18 protein-coding genes and 1 riboswitch are annotated in these 15743 nt (G+C 72.0%); of the genes, 6 read left to right on the top strand and 12 right to left on the bottom strand.

Going from position 1 to position 15743, the window contains the following annotated elements; genetic code table 11:
- A complete protein-coding gene (locus ACFWBW_RS00495) occupies positions 1-1197 on the bottom strand; it encodes an NAD(P)/FAD-dependent oxidoreductase (RefSeq protein ID WP_385367181.1) in 1197 nt (398 codons plus the stop codon).
- A 275-nt stretch (positions 1198-1472) separates the two neighbouring features.
- Between ACFWBW_RS00495 and ACFWBW_RS00490 the strand changes: the two genes are divergently transcribed.
- The gene (locus ACFWBW_RS00490) at positions 1473-2024 is read left to right on the top strand and encodes a hypothetical protein (RefSeq protein ID WP_385367179.1); all 552 of its coding nucleotides are present in this window, start codon (positions 1473-1475) and stop codon (positions 2022-2024) included.
- A 453-nt stretch (positions 2025-2477) separates the two neighbouring features.
- On the opposite strand, the gene ACFWBW_RS00485 is transcribed toward ACFWBW_RS00490, so the two are convergent.
- Entirely contained in the window at positions 2478-3050 is a 573-nt protein-coding gene (locus ACFWBW_RS00485; protein ID WP_385367177.1) for a GNAT family N-acetyltransferase, read from the bottom strand.
- A gap of 12 nt (positions 3051-3062) precedes the next feature.
- A complete protein-coding gene (locus ACFWBW_RS00480; RefSeq protein WP_385367175.1) occupies positions 3063-3689 on the bottom strand; it encodes a TetR/AcrR family transcriptional regulator in 627 nt (208 codons plus the stop codon).
- Positions 3690-3906: 217 nt separating this feature from the next.
- On the opposite strand from ACFWBW_RS00480, the gene ACFWBW_RS00475 reads away from it, so the two are divergent.
- Positions 3907-4893, top strand: coding sequence for a GlxA family transcriptional regulator (locus ACFWBW_RS00475; protein WP_385367455.1), 987 nt, complete (start codon positions 3907-3909; stop codon positions 4891-4893).
- 33 nt (positions 4894-4926) lie between these two features.
- Here ACFWBW_RS00475 and ACFWBW_RS00470 read toward each other — a convergent pair whose 3' ends face one another.
- Entirely contained in the window at positions 4927-5883 is a 957-nt protein-coding gene (locus tag ACFWBW_RS00470) for an alpha/beta fold hydrolase (protein WP_385367173.1), read from the bottom strand.
- 132 nt (positions 5884-6015) lie between these two features.
- On the opposite strand from ACFWBW_RS00470, the gene ACFWBW_RS00465 reads away from it, so the two are divergent.
- Positions 6016-6666: a TetR/AcrR family transcriptional regulator gene (locus tag ACFWBW_RS00465; protein ID WP_385367171.1), complete on the top strand. Its 651-nt coding sequence runs from the start codon at positions 6016-6018 to the stop codon at positions 6664-6666.
- On the opposite strand, the gene ACFWBW_RS00460 is transcribed toward ACFWBW_RS00465, so the two are convergent.
- The 5 genes from ACFWBW_RS00460 to ACFWBW_RS00440 form a co-directional block, all read right to left on the bottom strand.
- A complete protein-coding gene (locus tag ACFWBW_RS00460) occupies positions 6608-8140 on the bottom strand; it encodes an alpha/beta hydrolase (RefSeq protein ID WP_385367169.1) in 1533 nt (510 codons plus the stop codon). The two genes, ACFWBW_RS00465 and ACFWBW_RS00460, sit on opposite strands and share 59 nt — an antisense overlap.
- A gap of 87 nt (positions 8141-8227) precedes the next feature.
- Positions 8228-8461, bottom strand: coding sequence for a hypothetical protein (locus ACFWBW_RS00455; RefSeq protein ID WP_385367167.1), 234 nt, complete (start codon positions 8459-8461; stop codon positions 8228-8230).
- Between the two features lie 178 nt (positions 8462-8639).
- Positions 8640-9389 carry a CbtA family protein gene (locus ACFWBW_RS00450; RefSeq protein WP_385367165.1) on the bottom strand — a complete coding sequence of 250 codons (750 nt, stop codon included), beginning with the start codon at positions 9387-9389 and terminating at the stop codon, positions 8640-8642.
- A 30-nt stretch (positions 9390-9419) separates the two neighbouring features.
- Positions 9420-9638 carry a CbtB-domain containing protein gene (locus ACFWBW_RS00445; RefSeq protein WP_385367164.1) on the bottom strand — a complete coding sequence of 73 codons (219 nt, stop codon included), beginning with the start codon at positions 9636-9638 and terminating at the stop codon, positions 9420-9422.
- 38 nt (positions 9639-9676) lie between these two features.
- A riboswitch (cobalamin riboswitch) is annotated at positions 9677-9813 on the bottom strand.
- A gap of 127 nt (positions 9814-9940) precedes the next feature.
- Complete coding sequence (locus ACFWBW_RS00440) at positions 9941-11227, bottom strand: phytase (protein ID WP_385367162.1); 1287 nt, start codon at positions 11225-11227, stop codon at positions 9941-9943.
- Between the two features lie 121 nt (positions 11228-11348).
- Here ACFWBW_RS00440 and ACFWBW_RS00435 point away from each other — a divergent pair, with 121 nt between their 5' ends.
- Positions 11349-11861 (top strand): histidine phosphatase family protein, encoded by a 513-nt coding sequence (locus ACFWBW_RS00435; protein ID WP_385367160.1) that lies wholly within the window; start codon positions 11349-11351, stop codon positions 11859-11861.
- 65 nt (positions 11862-11926) lie between these two features.
- On the opposite strand, the gene pucL is transcribed toward ACFWBW_RS00435, so the two are convergent.
- The 3 genes from pucL to ACFWBW_RS00420 form a co-directional block, all read right to left on the bottom strand.
- Complete coding sequence (gene pucL, locus ACFWBW_RS00430; protein WP_243330865.1) at positions 11927-12844, bottom strand: factor-independent urate hydroxylase; 918 nt, start codon at positions 12842-12844, stop codon at positions 11927-11929.
- Positions 12845-13099: 255 nt separating this feature from the next.
- Complete coding sequence (locus ACFWBW_RS00425) at positions 13100-14479, bottom strand: aspartate aminotransferase family protein (protein ID WP_385367158.1); 1380 nt, start codon at positions 14477-14479, stop codon at positions 13100-13102.
- A gap of 75 nt (positions 14480-14554) precedes the next feature.
- Positions 14555-15331, bottom strand: a complete 777-nt coding sequence (locus ACFWBW_RS00420; RefSeq protein ID WP_385367156.1) for an SDR family NAD(P)-dependent oxidoreductase — start codon at positions 15329-15331, stop codon at positions 14555-14557.
- A 64-nt stretch (positions 15332-15395) separates the two neighbouring features.
- Between ACFWBW_RS00420 and ACFWBW_RS00415 the strand changes: the two genes are divergently transcribed.
- The gene (locus ACFWBW_RS00415) at positions 15396-15653 is read left to right on the top strand and encodes a hypothetical protein (protein WP_385367154.1); all 258 of its coding nucleotides are present in this window, start codon (positions 15396-15398) and stop codon (positions 15651-15653) included.
- Complete coding sequence (kdpF, locus tag ACFWBW_RS00410) at positions 15650-15739, top strand: K(+)-transporting ATPase subunit F (protein WP_215024204.1); 90 nt, start codon at positions 15650-15652, stop codon at positions 15737-15739. Before ACFWBW_RS00415 ends, kdpF begins: the two co-directional genes overlap by 4 nt.
- Positions 15740-15743 lie beyond the last annotated feature (4 nt).

The following is a 15743-nucleotide window of genomic DNA, read 5'->3' as shown; positions in this document are numbered from 1 at the left end:
TCACCCTAGGCGGCCCGCTCGTGCGGGGGCGTCCGGCACGGCGGCCAGGCGGCGTTGACGCTTGGGCACGCAGAAGGTCGGGTGCGAGGTGCTCCACAGCGACACCTTGAGGATGCCCGCCTTGATCCGTGCGGCCTTCCGCCCGCCCACGTACTTCGGCTTGGCCCGGGCCTCCTGGTCGACGAACTGCAGGATCCCGTCGCGGCGCCCGAGGCTGATGTGGTTGCCCGGGTAGTCCAGCTTGACGTGGCCGGTCCTGCCGCCGGTCAGGGTGCCCACGATGGCCTTCATGGCCTGCATGCCGGTGAAGCCGGCCGAAGCGCAGGACATGGGCAGCGGCAGGCCGTTGGCGCCCAGGGTGTGGACGCTGTCCCCGGCCGCGTAGACGTCGGGGTGCGAGAGCGAGCGCATGGTGGCGTCGACGAGGATCCGGCCGCTCTCGGTGACCGCCAGCCCGGCGGCGGCGGCGAGGGGGTGCACCGCGAACCCGGCCGTCCACACGGTCGCGTCGGAGGGCAGGGCGGTGCCGTCGGCGCACAGGACCCGGGTCGCTTCCACGGCTTCGACGGCGGTGTGTTCCAGGACGGTGATGCCCAGCCGGTCGCAGGCCCGGCGCAGGTGGCCGCGGGCTCCGGCGGAGAGGGCGGCGCCCAGCTCGCCGCGGGCGATCAGGGTGAGCGACAGGCCGGGCCGGGATTCGGCGATCTCGGTGGCGGTCTCGATGCCGGTCAGCCCGTCACCGACGACCACCACGCTCCCGCCCTCCCGCAGGCCGTCCAGGCGCTCGCGCAGGCGCAGCGCCGAGGGCCGGGTGGCGACGTCGAAGGCGTGGTCGGCCGCGCCGGGGACACCGCGGTCGTCGCCGTGGCTTCCGAGCGCGTAGAGGAGGGTGTCGTAGCCGAGCTCGTCGGCGCCGCCGTCGGCGTCGGCCACGGCGACGACCCTGCGCTCGGGGTCGAGGGCGGTGACCCGGGCCAGGCGCAGCCGGATGCCGGTGCCCGCGAAGACCTCGGCGAGCGGGCGGGTCCCGATGTCCTGGCCGGCTGCGACCTGGTGCAGCCGCAGCCGCTCGACGAAGTCCGGCACGGCGTTGACCACGGTGATCTCGGTGTCCGCCGGGGACAGCCGGCGGGCCAGGTTCCCGGCCACGTAGGCCCCGGCGTAGCCGGCACCGAGGACGAGGATGCGGTGCTTCATGGGGTGCTCCTGTCGGTTCACTGGGCTGTCGGTGACTTGAGCGGGACAGCGCCCCGATTCCTGACAGGAGTCGAGCGTGACGTGGGTCACATGGGGGTGGATGCGCCGGGGATCCGGGCCGCGGGGCTCGCCCGGCAGCCCTCGTGGCGCCACCGACCGCACGGATGGCGCCACAAAGACCTCGCTATGGCGCCACCGATGTGCCATCATGGCACCACGGCGGCGCGGTCCGCGGTCCGCAGGTTCCACGGAGTCACCATCGGAGGGGTTGGATCATGGAGACAGTGCAGAACCGGACGCAGGCGGCAGCCGGGGCCTTCACCGCCTTCTCCCGCTTCGTGCTCTGTGGCGGAGGGGTGGGGGTCGCCTCCAGCTTCGCCGTCGCGGCCCTAGGCTCCTGGGTTCCCTGGATCCTGGCCAACGCCCTGATCACCGTGGTCTCCACGCTCCTCGCCACCGAGCTGCACGCCCGCTTCACCTTCGGCGCGGGCGGGCGGGCGACGTGGCGCCAGCATGCGCAGTCGGCCGGATCCGCGGCGGCCGCGTACGCGGTGACCTGCGCGGCGATGCTCGTCCTGAGGCAGCTCGACGCCTCGCCCGGCGCCCTGCGGGAACAGGTCGTCTACCTGTCCGCCTCCGCGCTCGCCGGTGCCGCGCGGTTCGCGGTGCTGCGCCTCGTCGTCTTCGCGCAGCACCGCTCGCAGACCGCGTCCGCCGTACGCACCAGCGCCCGCCCCGTGCCCGCGACCGCGACCGCGACCGCGACCGCCCCCGTTGCACGCGCCGCGGCCCCGGCCGGCCCCGCGGACCTCTGCCGCGCGGCCTGACCCCGATCCCGCCGGGCGATCGCGTGCGCCGGCTGATCCTGGTCGCCGGCTGGGCCCACACCGAGGGGGACGAGTACCTGCGCAACCTCTTCACCCTGTGGCAGCAGCTCGGCGCCTCGGACCCGGCCGCCTTCGGCCGCGCGGTCACCATGGCCGGCTTCAGCCGGGGCTTCCTCAACGCGATCGGCCGCGAGCAGGTGGAGCTGCTGCTGATCCCGAACATGCCGCCCACCCCCGGCACCCTGCGCCACGCTAGTCATCGGCGCCACCCTGGACTTCACCGTCCCGGTGGAGAACAGCCGCGCCCAGCACGTACGCGGAGATCGAGGCCGGGCACGTCGCGTTCTTCGAGAAGGAGGACGAGTTCGTCGAGCTGGTCGACCGGTTCACCCTCGGTGCCGGTGCCGGTGCCGGTGCCGGTGCCGGTGCCGGTGCGTAGGCGCAGGACCGCGGTCAGCGCAGGTCGAGCCGCATCAGGACCCGGGGATGACCGGCCAGCACCGAGGTGGTGTCGGCGGCGTGGGTGAAGCCGGCGCGTTCGAAGTTCTTCCTGATCCCGGCGTACGCCATCGTCAGGTCGACCCTGGCGTCGCCGCTGTCGAGCGGGTAGGCCTCGATCGCCGGCGCGCCGTGGGACCGGGCGAAGTCGACCGCACCGGCGATGAGGGCGTGCGAGACCCCCTTCTTCCGGTGGCCGGGGCGTACGCGGATGCACCACAGCGACCAGACCGGCAGGTCGTCGACGTACGGGATCTTCCGGCTGCGCGCGAAGGAGGTGTCCGAGCGCGGTGCCACGGCGGCCCAGCCGACCGGCTCGTCGCCGTCGTAGGCGAGCACTCCCAGAGGGGTCCCGGTCCGGCACAGTTCGGCGACGTGCTCACCGCGGGCCGGTCCCCGGAGCTCGTTGTTGAGCTTGGACGGGATCCGGTAGCTCAGGCACCAGCAGACGTTGGCCTCGGGCGACTTGGGACCGATCAGGGTGCGGACGTCCTCGAAGACCGAAGCCGGGCGGATTTCGATGGCCATGGGGCCACGATGTCACGCCGGGGTCGCTCCCGTGAGGGTGTCGACCAGGGCCTGGGCGAGGACGGTCGCGGCGCCGATCCGCGTGTCCTCCCGCTCGTCGCCGGTGACCTTGCCGATCACCGCGTCCCGTACCGACCGGGAGATGTCCAGGCCCCCGTACAGCTCGGGGAAGGACAGCGCCATCAGACACACGCCGACGTTGGCGGAGAGGATCGACTGCCCGGCCAGCGCCGGGGCCGTCCGCAGCCGGCCGGCGTCGCGGCAGCGCTCCACGGCGGCCAGGAGCAGGGCCTGCGCCTCCCCGATCGCCTGCGGCTTGGCCGCTCCCGCCGGGGTGAACATCAGCCGGTAGAGGTGGGGGTTGCCGAGCGCGAACGCCACGTGGCTGTCCCAGGCCGTACGCAGGTCCGCCACCGGGTCGTCGGTCCGCGGATTGCGGCGCTTGTTGGCGAGGAACCGCTCGAAGCCGATGTCGGCCACCGCGGTGAGCAGCCCCTCCTTGTCGCCGAACTGGCGGTAGATCTCGGGCATGCCGACCTTGGCCCGGTCGCAGATGGCACGGGTGGAGATCGCCGGTGCGTCCTTGGTGGCGAGCAGCTCCGCGGTGGCTTCCAGAATGCGCTCTCGGGCCGTTGACATGGCGTCGATGGTAGCAGCGCTAACAGTTCCGACCTGGGGGGTGGCGGTGCGCAGGCCGGGCAGCACGGGGATTCGTAATCATTGCTTACTAACCGTGTTAGCGTTGCACACATCTGCCTGTGAGCGGCGCTGGAGAAGGACCCACGGAGGCGTCATGGAGACCATGGAGACCTATGGACATGGACACCGGCTGGACCCGGACCCTGATTCCGCGCCCCTGGAGCCCGTCGCGCGACTGATCGTGATCGTGCTCTTCGAGGGCGTCGACCTGCTGGACGTCACCGGGCCGCCCGAGGTGTTCTCCCTGGTTCCGCGGGAGACGGACGACGCGGCCGGCTACCGGGTCGCCCTGGCCGCCCGGACGCTCGACCCCGTCACCACCTCGGCCGGGGTGCGCATCCTGCCGGACCTGACCTTCGCCGAGGCGGCCGCGCGGAGCATCGACACGCTCCTGGTGCCCGGCGCCGTCGAGCTGGACGCCGAGCGCCGCGTCCGCGCCCTCACCGACCCGGAGGTGGTCGACTGGGTACGGACGCTCGCCGCGCGCACGCGCCGGGTCGCGTCCGTCTGCGTGGGGGCGCACCTGCTGGCCGCGGCCGGGCTGCTCGACGGCAAGCGGGCCACCACGCACTGGTCCACCGCGGAGCAGCTCGCCGCCGACCACCCGGCGGTCGAGGTGGACGCCGACCCGGTCTTCATCCGGGAGGGCGAGGTGTGGACCGGCGCCGGCATCAGCGCCTGCCTGGACCTCGCCCTCGCCCTGGTGGCCGAGGACTTCGGCGAGAGCGTCGCCCTGCGCGTGGCCCGGCAGCTGGTGATGTACGTGAAGCGGCCGAGCGGGCAGAGCCAGTTCAGCGTGCCCCTGGAGCCCGTCTCCGCGACGCGGCGCGGCGAGGACCTGCGGCACTACATCCGGCGGCACCTGGGCGGCCGGCTGAGCCTGGCCGACATCGCCGCGTACGCGCACGTCAGCGAGCGGCAGTTGGCCCGGATCTTCAAGTCCGAGCTGGGCATGACCCCGGCCGCCTACATCGAGGCGGCCCGCGTGGAGCTGGCGCGGGGCCGGCTCGAAGCCACCGATGCCACGCTCGAACGGATCGCCTCCACCTGCGGGTTCGGCACCGCGGACACCCTCGTACGGGCGTTCCGCCGCACGCTCGGCACCACGCCGACGGAGTACCGGCTCCGCTTCCGGACCGGCTGAGCGGCCCGGTGGAGTTACGCGGCCCGATGGCGGTTACGCGGCCCCGCGCGCGGCCGGGTCGAGGGAGTCGACGTCCTCGAAGAAGCTGAGCATCCGGGCGTTGACCAGCTCGGGGTGGTCGATCTGCGGGCCGTGCCCGGTCGCGGAGACGATCTCGGCGCGCGCTCCGGGAATCAGCCGCGGCACCCGCTCCAGCTGGCGCTTCGGGTGCACGAGCAGGCTCCGCTTGCCCATGATCAGGTAGAACGGCGTGCGGATCGCGCCCAGTTCCGCGTCGAGAAGTGGCAGCGGGGCCGGGCGGCGGATCCGGAAGGCGCGGACGCTCGCCTGGATCCACGCCCGCAGTTCGGGGACGACCAGGACCGGCTGCTCCAGCCACTTGGCCAGGGCGGGGCGCAGGGACTTGGGAGCGTAGGTCGCGAAGAGGCTGGCGAAGATCCACACGAAGAAGCGCAGCCCCACCTTCTCCAGGCCGCCCGGGTCCAGGGCGGTGACCGAGGCGAGGCGGCCGGGGTGCAGGTGCACCTGATTGATGACGAGCCAGCCGCCATAGGAGGAGCCGACCAGGTGGACGTGGTCCAGGCCCAGCGCGTCGAGGGCCTCGTCCATCCACTGGGCCGCCCGCTCGGGCTGCCACATCACCTCTCGCTGGACGCTGCGGCCCGGGTCGCCGGGGGTGTCGAGGGCGTAGACGGGCCGGTCGGCGCTGAGGGCGACGGTGTTGGGGTACCACTGGGCCGAGCAGCCGCCCGAACCGTGGATCAGGACGATCGGCGTACGGGACTCCGCCGCCGGGTTCGTGGGGCCGTACCGGTAGACGTGCGTGGTCCCGAAGCTCGTCTCCACGTCCGTCTCGAAGCGGGCGGGCGCCCCCTTCGCGTAGAGGGCGTCACAGGCCGCGAAGTAGCGGTCGCGCAGCTCGTCGCTCACGTAGTGGCCGATGTCGCGGCGTACACGGGGCTTGTTCTCAGGCGTAGGGGTCTCGGGCACGGGGGCACCTCCTGGAGGACCGGGGATCCGTTCTTCGTGATACGACCGTACCATGATGTTGATACGGCGGTACCATGAAAACGAGCCGCAGGCTCATCACCCACGGGCACCGACGGGCGGAGACACCAGAACATGCCGAAACGCGTGGACCACGAGGAACGGCGCACCCAGATCGCCGAGGCACTCATCCGCGTCGCCGGACGGCGCGGGCTGCACGCGGTCGGCATGCGCGACGTGGCGGCCGAGGCCGGGGTCTCCCTGCGCCTGGTCCAGTACTACTTCCAGACCAAGGAGAAGCTGCTCTTCTACGGTCTCCAGCACCTGACCGACCGCTTCACCTCCCGGGTCGGTGCCCGCCTCGCCGCCGCCGGCCCCGATCCCGGCCCGCGCGCGACGATCGAGGCGCTGCTGCTGGCCTCCCTGCCGACCGACGAGGAGAGCCGCACCTTCCACCTCCTTTACAGCTCCTACTCGATCCTGTCCGTGACCGACGAGGCGCTGGCCGCCCAGCCCTTCATCGACAACCCCGACGCCGCCGAGAACGCGGTGGCCGGGCTGATCGGCCAGGCCCAGGAATCGGGCCTGGCCGACCCGGAGGTCGACGCGCGCATCGAGGCGATCAGCCTGCTCGCCATGGCGGCGACCATGGGCACCAGCATCCTGGTGGGCCAGCGGGGCCCCGAGTCGGCCGTCGCGGTGCTGCGCCACCACCTGGACCGGATCTTCAGGCCGGGCACGCGGAGTCCCGGACCGGACGCTCCCCCGTCGTCAGGTACGCGGTGATCGTGCGGTCGGCGCAGGCGTTGCCGTTGCCGAGGTAGACCCCGTGGCCGCCGTGGTCGACGGTGAGCAGCCGGGCGCGCGAGCCGAGGGCGCCCCGCATCTTCAGGGAGGCGGCGTACGGGGTCGCCGGGTCGCGCAGGTTCTGGACCATCAGGATGTTCGAGGGACCCCGGTCGGTGATGCGGGTGGGGCGCTCGGCGGGGGCGTCCTTCCAGAAGGCGCACGGGGTGACGTTCGCCGGCATGCCGGCCGTCAGGGGGTGCGCGACCCGGTCCGCGGCCACCGCCCGCTCGTAGCCGGAGACGTCCTTCGGCCAGGCCACGTCGTTGCAGATGACCCCCACCATCAACGCCGCGTCCGAATCGGGCAGCACCCCGGCGAGCTCCTGGGGCAGCTCCGGGACCGCCTTGGGGTCCTGGGCCGCACGGACCAGGCGGGCGAAGCCGGGGAACTGGGCGTCGCCGTACAGGGCGACCTGCATGGCCTGGCGCAGCATCGTGCCGGTCAGCGGCAGGCCGGGGACGTTCGAGGGCCTCGGGGAACGGTCCAGTTCCTCGGCCAGCGCCAGGAACAACGGGCGTACGTCGTCCGGGTGTTCGGCGAGTCGCAGCCCCTCCCCGGCCCGCGCCGGGTCCGCCGCCCAGGCCGCGAAGTCGGGGAAGCGGTCCTCCGCGCCCTGCGCCATGTTCGCGAGCCAGCCCCGCGCGACCCGCTTCGGGTCGGGGTCCCCGCTGCTGTCCAGGACCAGGCGGTCGGTGCGGTGCGGGAACTTCTGCGCGTACACCGCCGTCACGTAGGTTCCGTAGGAGACGGCCCAGACCGAGAGCTTGCGCTCGCCGAGGGCCTCCCGGAAGCGGTCCATGTCGCGCGCCTGGTTGGCGGTGGTGAAGCTGCGCAGCTCCGCACCGCCGTTCGCGGCGCAGGCCTCGGCGACCCGGCGGGAGCGCTCCGCGTTCGCCGCGATCCCCCCGTCGGCGCCGGGCCAGGAGCGCAGGGTCGTCAGCCGCCGGTCGGCCGCGTCCAGTCCGCACGCGGCGGTGACGCTGCCGCCGACACCGCGCGGGTCGAGCGCGACGATGTCGTAGGCGCCGGCCAACTGCCCTGCCAGCGCCGCCCCCTTCTGCGAGAGCCGCTGCACACCCGAGCTGCCCGGGCCGCCGGGCACCACGACCAGCGTCCCGCGCCGGGCGGCGGGGCGGGGACTGGGCAGCCGGGACACGGCGAGCTCGACCTGCGGGCCGGCCGGGTCGGCGTAGTCGAGGGGGACGGACAGCTTCGCGCACTGCTGGCCGTCGAGGTGGCCCTTGTGCGTGCACGCCGCCCAGGCGAGGGCGGGCACGGTGCCACGGGCCGTGGTGGTGGCCGTGGTGGTGGTGGTGGTGGCCGTGGCGCCGGTGGCGGTGCCGGTCAGCGTGGCCGCCACGGCCGTGGCGCAGAGGGTGACGAGTACGGTCTTGCTGCGGTAAGTGGTCATGAAACGAGGATGGTTGAGCGTCGGCCGCCCCCACATCCGGCAGCCGGGACGGTCTTCCGGGGGGCTAGCCCCCCGGACGGCTCCCCGTCAGACCACCACGACCGCGACCGCCGCCGCACCCATGAGCACGGCGGCGGAGTGGATGGCCGCATGGCCGTAGTCACCCGACCAGAGGTGGCGGGCCAGGCCGCCGATGGCGGTCAGGCCCGCGATGATGCCGGCCTGCGCGAGCAGGGTGACGGTGGTGAACGGGGTCAGCAGCAGGAGCACCGCGTTGAGCCAGAACGGGGCGGCGCCCGTCCAGCCCCGCCACTCCCGCATCTCCCGCCACTGCTGCCGGTTCGGGAAATGAGGCAGGTGACGCAGGTGAGCCAGGTGCAGCGGGTGCGGCCGGTGCGGCGCCTCCCGGCGGCCTTTGGGTCTTCGGTGGTCCCGGAGCTCTCGGGTCGCCGTCGTCACCGCGCCGCCACCAGCCTCTCAGTCACTTGCACGCAAGACGTCAACTCGCAGGCTGTACAGCCTCCTTGGGTGTCACGGCGGGGGCAAGGGCCCGTTCGGCAAGAAATCCGAAAGCCAGGCCGAAAGTGGTCCACATCGCGGCCTGAATGGCGAGCGAGGCGAGCCGGAACTGCCAGACGAGCGCCGCCGGGAAGCCCGTCGGCACCTCGTTGATGCCGGGCAGGAACGCGTAGGCGATGCCGATGGCCACCACGAAGGCGAGCGAGGCGGCGACCGAGGCGTTCCAGTTGCCCAGGCGCGGCGCCAGGCGCCGGCCCAGGATCAGCGCGGCCGCCGCGAGCAGCAGGCCGAGCGCGAGCATCAGGACGTAGAGGGTGGTCCGCTGGACCGTGGTCTCGGGGTCCCCGACGGCCGGCGGGTTGGCCGGGTACTTGAAGAACGGCACCAGGGTGACGGTGACGAACAGACCGCCGGAGACGAGCAGCGCCGTGGCCCGGGGGCCGAAGCGGCCGATCCGGCCCAGGGCATAGCAGTAGACGAGCGCGGCGATGCCGCCGAGCGCGATCCCGTAGAGCAGCGTTCCGGTGCCCAGCCCGGCCGTGGCCTGGAGGGCCCGGCTGACCGGGGCCGCCTCGCCGTGGTGGTCGTGGGCTCCGGCTTCCTCGATGGCGATCGCCGCGTCGACCTGGGATTCACCGAGGAAGTACGCGACGAGGAACGCGGCCACTCCGGCGAGCAGGCCGGCGAGCATGCCCCTGATGAGGAGCACGCGGGGGGAAATGGGGTTCATGAAGTTTTCGGTCCCTTGCGGATCGGTGGATCAGTGGCAGGGGAAGCCGAGGAGGTGGCGACCGTCGTGCATCCACTCGTGGACGGTGTCGCCTTCGAAGATCGCGGTGGCGCCCTGCTCGGCGCCGACGAGGTAGAGCAGGACCAGCATCAGGACGCCGGCGAACAGCGCCCAAGGGGCCAGGGTGGAGAGGGAGATGGGTGCGACGGCCAGGGGGGTGGCAGTCGTGGGCACGGCGGAGTCGGCCATGGCAGGAACCTCCAGAGGGAACACGCGTCCCGGTCAGTGGTGCTTGCGACGACGGTGGCGGGTCTGACTTTCCTCCCCCTCCGGGAGGATTCACAGTGGCGCGACCGTGCCGGATTCTCAACCGGACTTCCGTCATACCGTCGTCTTGTCGTCCGCCACCGTACCGCTCTTTATGGCGGCCTTACAGGGGCGTCTCAGAAGGGCTCCGTCTCACCGTCGTCCCGCCGGTCGACGGCAACGGCCGATGCCATCGACCGACGTCGTCGGTCGATGGCATCGATCCACGGCGTCAGTTGAGGGCGTCAGCCGATGGCGTCGACCACCTCGCCCAGGTCGACGAACTTGAACCCGGTCGCCTCGCGGTCGCCGTCACCGGGGGTTTCCCGGCCGTCCTGGACGACGAGCAGGCCGCGGGGGTAGCGCGTGCCGAGGGGGGCGTTGAGGGCCGCGGCGCCGTCGCAGACCTCGGAGCCGTCGAGGGCGGCGGAGGCCGCGGTGATCCGGAAGGCGCCCTCGAACTCGTTGCGGTCCTCGCGCTCGCGGTCGTAGGCGACGAAGGTGTCGTCGCCCTGGCTGGAGGCGAGCAGATAACCGTCGCCGTCGGCCTCGGTGACCAGGGTCAGGCCCTCGACGTCGGCCTTCAGGCGCTTGCCGCCGTAGCCGGGATCGGCGCCGGGCGCGCACTCCTCGGTCTCCTCGTCGTAGGTGCCGGGGACGCCGTACTCGCGCACCTTGTCGATCAGCTTCGGCGTGCCGGTGAGGCCCGCGTCGATGCGCCAGATGCCGACGTCCTCCTGCCCCGCGTACAGGGTGCCGTCCGCGGGGTCGACGACCATGCCCTCGACCTGCGCCAGCTCGCCCGGCTCGGCGCAGGGCGTCCAGGAGGCGCCGTTCGGCAGGCGGAAGGAGGACGGCAGGTCGAGCGTGCGCACCTGGCGGTAGTCGACGGTGCCGGCGGGGGTGGCGACCAGCTCCAGCAGGGCGATCCGGGTGCGGTTGCGCTGGCTGACCGCCGCGTAGGACCGGCCGGTCTTCCGGTCCGTCCAGGTGGCCAGGCCGTACGCGGTCTTCTGCTCGTTGATCTCGGCCTGGTCGGCGGAGAAGACCGGGCGCGCCGCCGGGTCGGTGACGTCGGTGAGCGGGCCGCCGGGGCGGTTGCGGTCGATCCGGTAGATCCGCAGGCGGTCGTTGCCCCGGTCGCTGACCACCGCGACGTCGGCGCGCCCGCCGCCCAGACGCAGGCCGTTGACCAGGTCGACGTTGTTGAAACGGCCGGGAGCGTCGTCGGCGCCCGGACCGGCCGGGGCGGCGATCGACTGCACTTGGCGCGCCTCCAGGTCGTAGACGCGCAGACCGCCCTGCTTGGCGGTCGCGATCACCAGGCTGCGGCCCGGGTCGGCGGCGTTGCGCCAGATCGACGGGTCGTCCGCGTTGGCGTCGCCGCCGGGCTCGTCGTCGTACAGCGGCGCGGTCTCGGCCTTGGGGCGGATGCTGCCGATCGAGGAGGCCTGTGCCGGGAGCGCGACGGACGCGGCGAGTGCGGTGCAGAGCACGAGTACGGAGGCGCGGGCGGCCGAACGTATGGTCAATGTTCTTCCTTCATGAGGGTTTTGCCCTGAGAGAAAGACGCTCGCCCGGGCGATTGTCATGTCCGCGCCGGACAGATGGCCGATGGTTGAACGCGGTGCGAAACCCCGGGAGAATCGGACGGTGCACCCCACCACCGTACGCGTCCGCCTCGTGACACCCCCGCTGGACGAGGCGGGGCGCCTGCACCGCTTCCCGTACGGGGATCCGTGCCCGGGGCACGAGGGGCTGCGCGGCCAGGACCACGGGGCCTGGGCCGGACGGACCATGGACGAAGTGGCCGGGGAGGCCCCCGAGGGGCTGCGGCGCTGGATGACCGACGCCTCGTACGCGCCGCCGGGCGGCGGGGAGTCCGTGGAGGCGCTGATCGCGCGGGTCGGCGCACACCTGGGCACGCTGGCGCCGGGCACGCACCGGGCGGTCGTCGGGCAGGGCGTCGTACGGGCGGCCGCGGTGTGGGCCCTGGAGCTGCCCGCGGCGGCCTTCTGGCGGTTCGACGTACGCCCGGAGTCGGTGACGGCCCTGACGGGGCGCTCCGGACGCTGGAACCTGCTCGTGGGACAGCCGGAGGAGCAGCCCGAGCACCCCATGCAGCCCGTGCAGCCCGTGCAGCCCGTGCAGCCCGAACAGTCCTAGGACGCGGAACGGCCCGGACCCCGCGGCGCGGTCCGGGCCGAATTACCTGCGGAGCTGAGCGGGCGCTACGCCACGATCCAGTCGCTCGTCGCGATCACCGGCTGCACGCCGTCGCGGTGCACGGTGCCCTCGATGAGGCCGTACATGCGGTCGGCCGCGAAGTAGACCTCGTTGTCGTTCTTGAGGCCGAAGGGCTCCAGGTCGACGAGGAAGTGGTGCTTGTTGGGGAGGTTGAGGCGCACCTCGTTGACCTTGGGGCAGTTGTCGAGCACGCGCTCGGCCATCTGGTTCAGGGTCTGCTGCAGGGAGTACGAGTAGGTCTCCGCGAAGGCTTCCAGCATGTTCTTGCGGACCTTCTTGTACGACTGGTCCCAGTCGTACTCGGCGTCGTCGGCGGCGAGCGCCGAGTGCGCCCAGCGCGCGGTGACCTTGGTCGCCAGGATGCGGTCGTACGCCTCCTGCAGCGTCGTGTACTTGTCCTTGATGAAGCCGTGGAACTCGGAGTTGGTCGAGTTCATCACGGTCAGGTCCTTCAGACCCGAGATCACCTGGAGACCGGTGGTCTCGCTGTACGTGATCTGCGCGGTGCGCACCTCGGTGCCCTTGAGGGCGAACGAGTGCTGCTCCTTGCGCGTCGGGACCGGGATCCGCTCCCAGGCGTACTCCTCGACGCGGATCTGCGCCTCGCGGATCGGGGCCTGGGAGGAGACGAAGTGCTTGGCGAGCAGGATGCCGAAGGCCTCGGGGGAGGCGACGCCGTGCTCCTTGGAGAAGGCGTACACCGTGTTCTTGGTGGTGTCCGTGGGCAGGCAGTTGGCGTTGTCACCGGTGAGGTGGACGTCGCGGAACTCGCCGCGCAGCGCGACGGAGACGTTGAGGTCGCGGATCTCGTGCCAGGAACCGTCGCTGCCCTTGCGGGTGACCTTGACGATGCGGTTCTCGGCCTTGCCGTACTGGTTCTGGGCGAGGATGTGCTTGCTCATGCGCTGTCTTCCTTCGGGTACTCGGGAACACGGAGTCCGGTCGTCTGGATCCCGTACGCCCGGCGTCCGGCGGACGCGCAGCCCGCCCCCCGCCGTTCGGTCACGCCGATTCCCCGCGTGGACCGCCCCGGGACTGACGTGCATCCCGGTCCGTAGGTGCCTGTTGATTCCAGCACGTTCACATGCCGTTCGTAAGAGAGCGGATCCTCCGAGAACAGGCACCCACGGTTTGGGCGACCTTATGAGCGGCGCAGGTCAGACGGTGTGCGCGTCGGCCACCGTCAGGGCCTCGTCGATGATCCGCAGGCCCTTGTCCACATCCTCGGCGGACACGTTGCAGGGCGGCGCGACGTGGATGCGGTTCCCGGCGAGCAGCGGCCACAGGCCGCCCTTCTTCAGGGCCGCCCCGAACTCGGCCATCGGCGCGTTGTCGGCGCCGGCGGCGTTGTACGGGACCAGCGGCTCGCGCGTCTCCTTGTTCCGTACGAGCTCCAGGGCCCAGAAGGTGCCGAGCCCGCGGACCTCCCCGACGGACGGGTGGCGTGCGGCAATGGCGGCGAGGCCGGGCCCGAGCAGCTCCGCGCCGGTGCGGGCGGACTGCTCGACGATGCCCTCCTCCTCCATGACGTTGATCGTCGCGACGGCGGCGGCGCAGGCCAGCACGTGCCCGGAGTACGTCAGCCCGCCCGGGTAGGGCCGGCGGGCGAACGTCTCGGCGATGGCGGCCGAGATGGCGACCCCGCCGAGGGGGACGTATCCGCTGGTCACGCCCTTGGCGAAGCAGATCAGGTCGGGGACGACGTCCCAGTGTTCGGAGGCGAACCACTTACCGGTGCGGCCGAAGCCGACCATGATCTCGTCGAGGATGAAGACGATGCCGAAGCGGTCGCAGAGCGCGCGGACCCCGGCCAGGTAGCCGTCGGGGTGCACGAGGACGCCGGGGGCGCCGCCGACGGTCTCCAGGATGATCGCGGCGATGGACTGCGGTCCCTCGAAGACGATGGTGTCTTCCAGGTGGCGCAGCGCGCGCTCGCACTCCTCGGCGGGGGTGGCCGCGTAGAAGGGCGAGCGGTAGGCGAAGGGGCCCCAGAAGTGCACGACGCCGGCGGTGGCGCTGTCGTTGCCGAAGCGGCGCGCGTCCCCGGTGAGGTTGATCGCGGTGGAGGTGGCCCCGTGGTACGAGCGGTACGCGGAGAGCACCTTGGTCCGGCCGGTGTGCACCCGCGCCATGCGGACGGCGTTCTCCACGGCCTCGGCACCCGCGTTGGTGAAGAAGATCTTGTCGAGGTCGCCCGGGGTGCGCTCGGCGATCAGCCGGGCCGCCTCGGAGCGCACGTCGACGGCGAAGCCGGGCGCGACGGTGCAGAGCTTGCCGGCCTGCTCGGCGATGGCCGCGGCCACCTTCGGGTGCTGGTAGCCGATGTTCGTGTAGACGAGGGCGCTGGAGAAGTCGAGGAAGCGGTTGCCGTCGTAGTCCCAGAAGTAGGAACCCTCGGCACCGGCCACGGCGAGCGGGTCGATGAGCTCTTGGGCCGACCAGGAGTGGAAGACGTGACTGCGGTCGTCGGCCTTCACGGTGGCCTTTGCGGTGGTTGCCTGTGTGGCGGCGTCGCGTGCGTCGGCTTCTGCGTTCATATTCCGAGGGTAGTTGTCCACGATGTGGAATCCGGTGGGGATGGCCGGGAGCGGGCCGGGAGCCGGCCGGGTGCGTCAGACGATGTGCCGGCCGCCGTCGACGGTGAGCACGTCGCCGGTCGTGTAGGCGGCGTCGACCAGGTAGAGCGCGGCCTCGGCCACGTCCTCGGGGGTGCCCACGCGGCGCAGCGGGGTGTTCTCCGTGATCCACTCCCGCGAGCTCTCCCACACCTGGTCCTCGCCCTCGTACCAGGGGGTGTCGATCAGGCCGGGCGCGATCGCGTTCACCCGGACGGCGGGTCCGAGCTGGGAGGCCAGCAGCCGGGTCATGTGGTTGACCGCGGACTTGCTGACGGCGTAGGGGATGGAGCTGCCGAGCGCGCGGGTCGCGGAGACCGAGGAGATGTTGATGATCGAGCCCGCGCCGGAGCCGTTCTCCCCTGACGCCCGGAGGTGGGGGGTGGCCGCGGTGATCATCTGCCAGGTGCCGATGACGTTGACCTCGAAGATCTCGCGCCAGGCGTCCGCGTCGGCCGCGTCCAGGTCGCCCAGCGGGATGAACCGGGTGACGCCCGCGTTGTTGACCAGGATGTCGAGCCGCCCGTACGTGTCGATCGCCGTCCGGACGATCCGCCGCGCGTCGTCGGCGTCCGCGACGTCGCCCCGGACGTAGACCGCGTCGGGCAGTTCGGCGGCGAGCGCCTTGCCCGCGTCCTCGCTGCGCGCCGAGTTCAGGACCACGCGGATGCCGGCCGCGGCCAGCCTGCGGGCGATGCCGGCGCCGATGCCGGAGGAGGACCCGGTGATCAGGGCGACACGGCTCTCGACACGGCTCTCGGACATCTCGGACATGGCATTCCTCCTGGCAGGGCCGGCTTTCCGCGTGCGGACGCCCGGAGCATAACGTGAATACCACATGCCGGAAAAGAATTTCCAGGATACGGAATCCGACCTATCGGCGTTAGGGACCCGTCAAGGCGGCGCCAACGGGCGTATGGGCCCCGTCAAGGAAGCCTGTGAGAGGCCGAAAAGGCGTTCCACTCGGAGGTGTCCGAAAAACGCCCGTCCTCGAACCCTCCGGGAGCTCACGATGGCCGATCTGGCCTTCGTCGTCACCACGATCGCGGTCTTCGCGCTGGTGGTCCTCGTCGCCAAGGGGGTGGCCAAGCTGTGAACGCCGAAAACGTTGTCGGCCTGCTGGTCGCCGTCGCGCTGCTGGGTTACCTCGTCGTCGCCCTCGTCTTCCCGGAGAGGTTCTAGCGCC

It is taken from the genome of Streptomyces sp. NPDC059957, assembly GCF_042730015.1.
GTDB lineage: Bacteria > Actinomycetota > Actinomycetes > Streptomycetales > Streptomycetaceae > Streptomyces.
This window is presented reverse-complemented; position numbering and strand designations above follow the sequence as displayed.

Bases quoted from the DNA above. Each gene is read 5' to 3' on its own strand.
- ACFWBW_RS00495 (WP_385367181.1), bottom strand. From the start codon at position 1,197: ATGAAGCACCGCATCCTCGTCCTCGGTGCCGGCTACGCCGGGGCCTAC.
- ACFWBW_RS00490 (WP_385367179.1), top strand. From the start codon at position 1,473: ATGGAGACAGTGCAGAACCGGACGCAGGCGGCAGCCGGGGCCTTCACC.
- ACFWBW_RS00485 (WP_385367177.1), bottom strand. From the start codon at position 3,050: ATGGCCATCGAAATCCGCCCGGCTTCGGTCTTCGAGGACGTCCGCACC.
- ACFWBW_RS00480 (WP_385367175.1), bottom strand. From the start codon at position 3,689: ATGTCAACGGCCCGAGAGCGCATTCTGGAAGCCACCGCGGAGCTGCTC.
- ACFWBW_RS00465 (WP_385367171.1), top strand. From the start codon at position 6,016: ATGCCGAAACGCGTGGACCACGAGGAACGGCGCACCCAGATCGCCGAG.
- ACFWBW_RS00460 (WP_385367169.1), bottom strand. From the start codon at position 8,140: ATGACCACTTACCGCAGCAAGACCGTACTCGTCACCCTCTGCGCCACG.
- ACFWBW_RS00455 (WP_385367167.1), bottom strand. From the start codon at position 8,461: ATGCGGGAGTGGCGGGGCTGGACGGGCGCCGCCCCGTTCTGGCTCAAC.
- ACFWBW_RS00450 (WP_385367165.1), bottom strand. From the start codon at position 9,389: ATGAACCCCATTTCCCCCCGCGTGCTCCTCATCAGGGGCATGCTCGCC.
- ACFWBW_RS00445 (WP_385367164.1), bottom strand. From the start codon at position 9,638: ATGGCCGACTCCGCCGTGCCCACGACTGCCACCCCCCTGGCCGTCGCA.
- pucL (WP_243330865.1), bottom strand. From the start codon at position 12,844: ATGAGCAAGCACATCCTCGCCCAGAACCAGTACGGCAAGGCCGAGAAC.
- ACFWBW_RS00425 (WP_385367158.1), bottom strand. From the start codon at position 14,479: ATGAACGCAGAAGCCGACGCACGCGACGCCGCCACACAGGCAACCACC.
- ACFWBW_RS00420 (WP_385367156.1), bottom strand. From the start codon at position 15,331: ATGTCCGAGATGTCCGAGAGCCGTGTCGAGAGCCGTGTCGCCCTGATC.
- ACFWBW_RS00415 (WP_385367154.1), top strand. From the start codon at position 15,396: ATGCCGGAAAAGAATTTCCAGGATACGGAATCCGACCTATCGGCGTTA.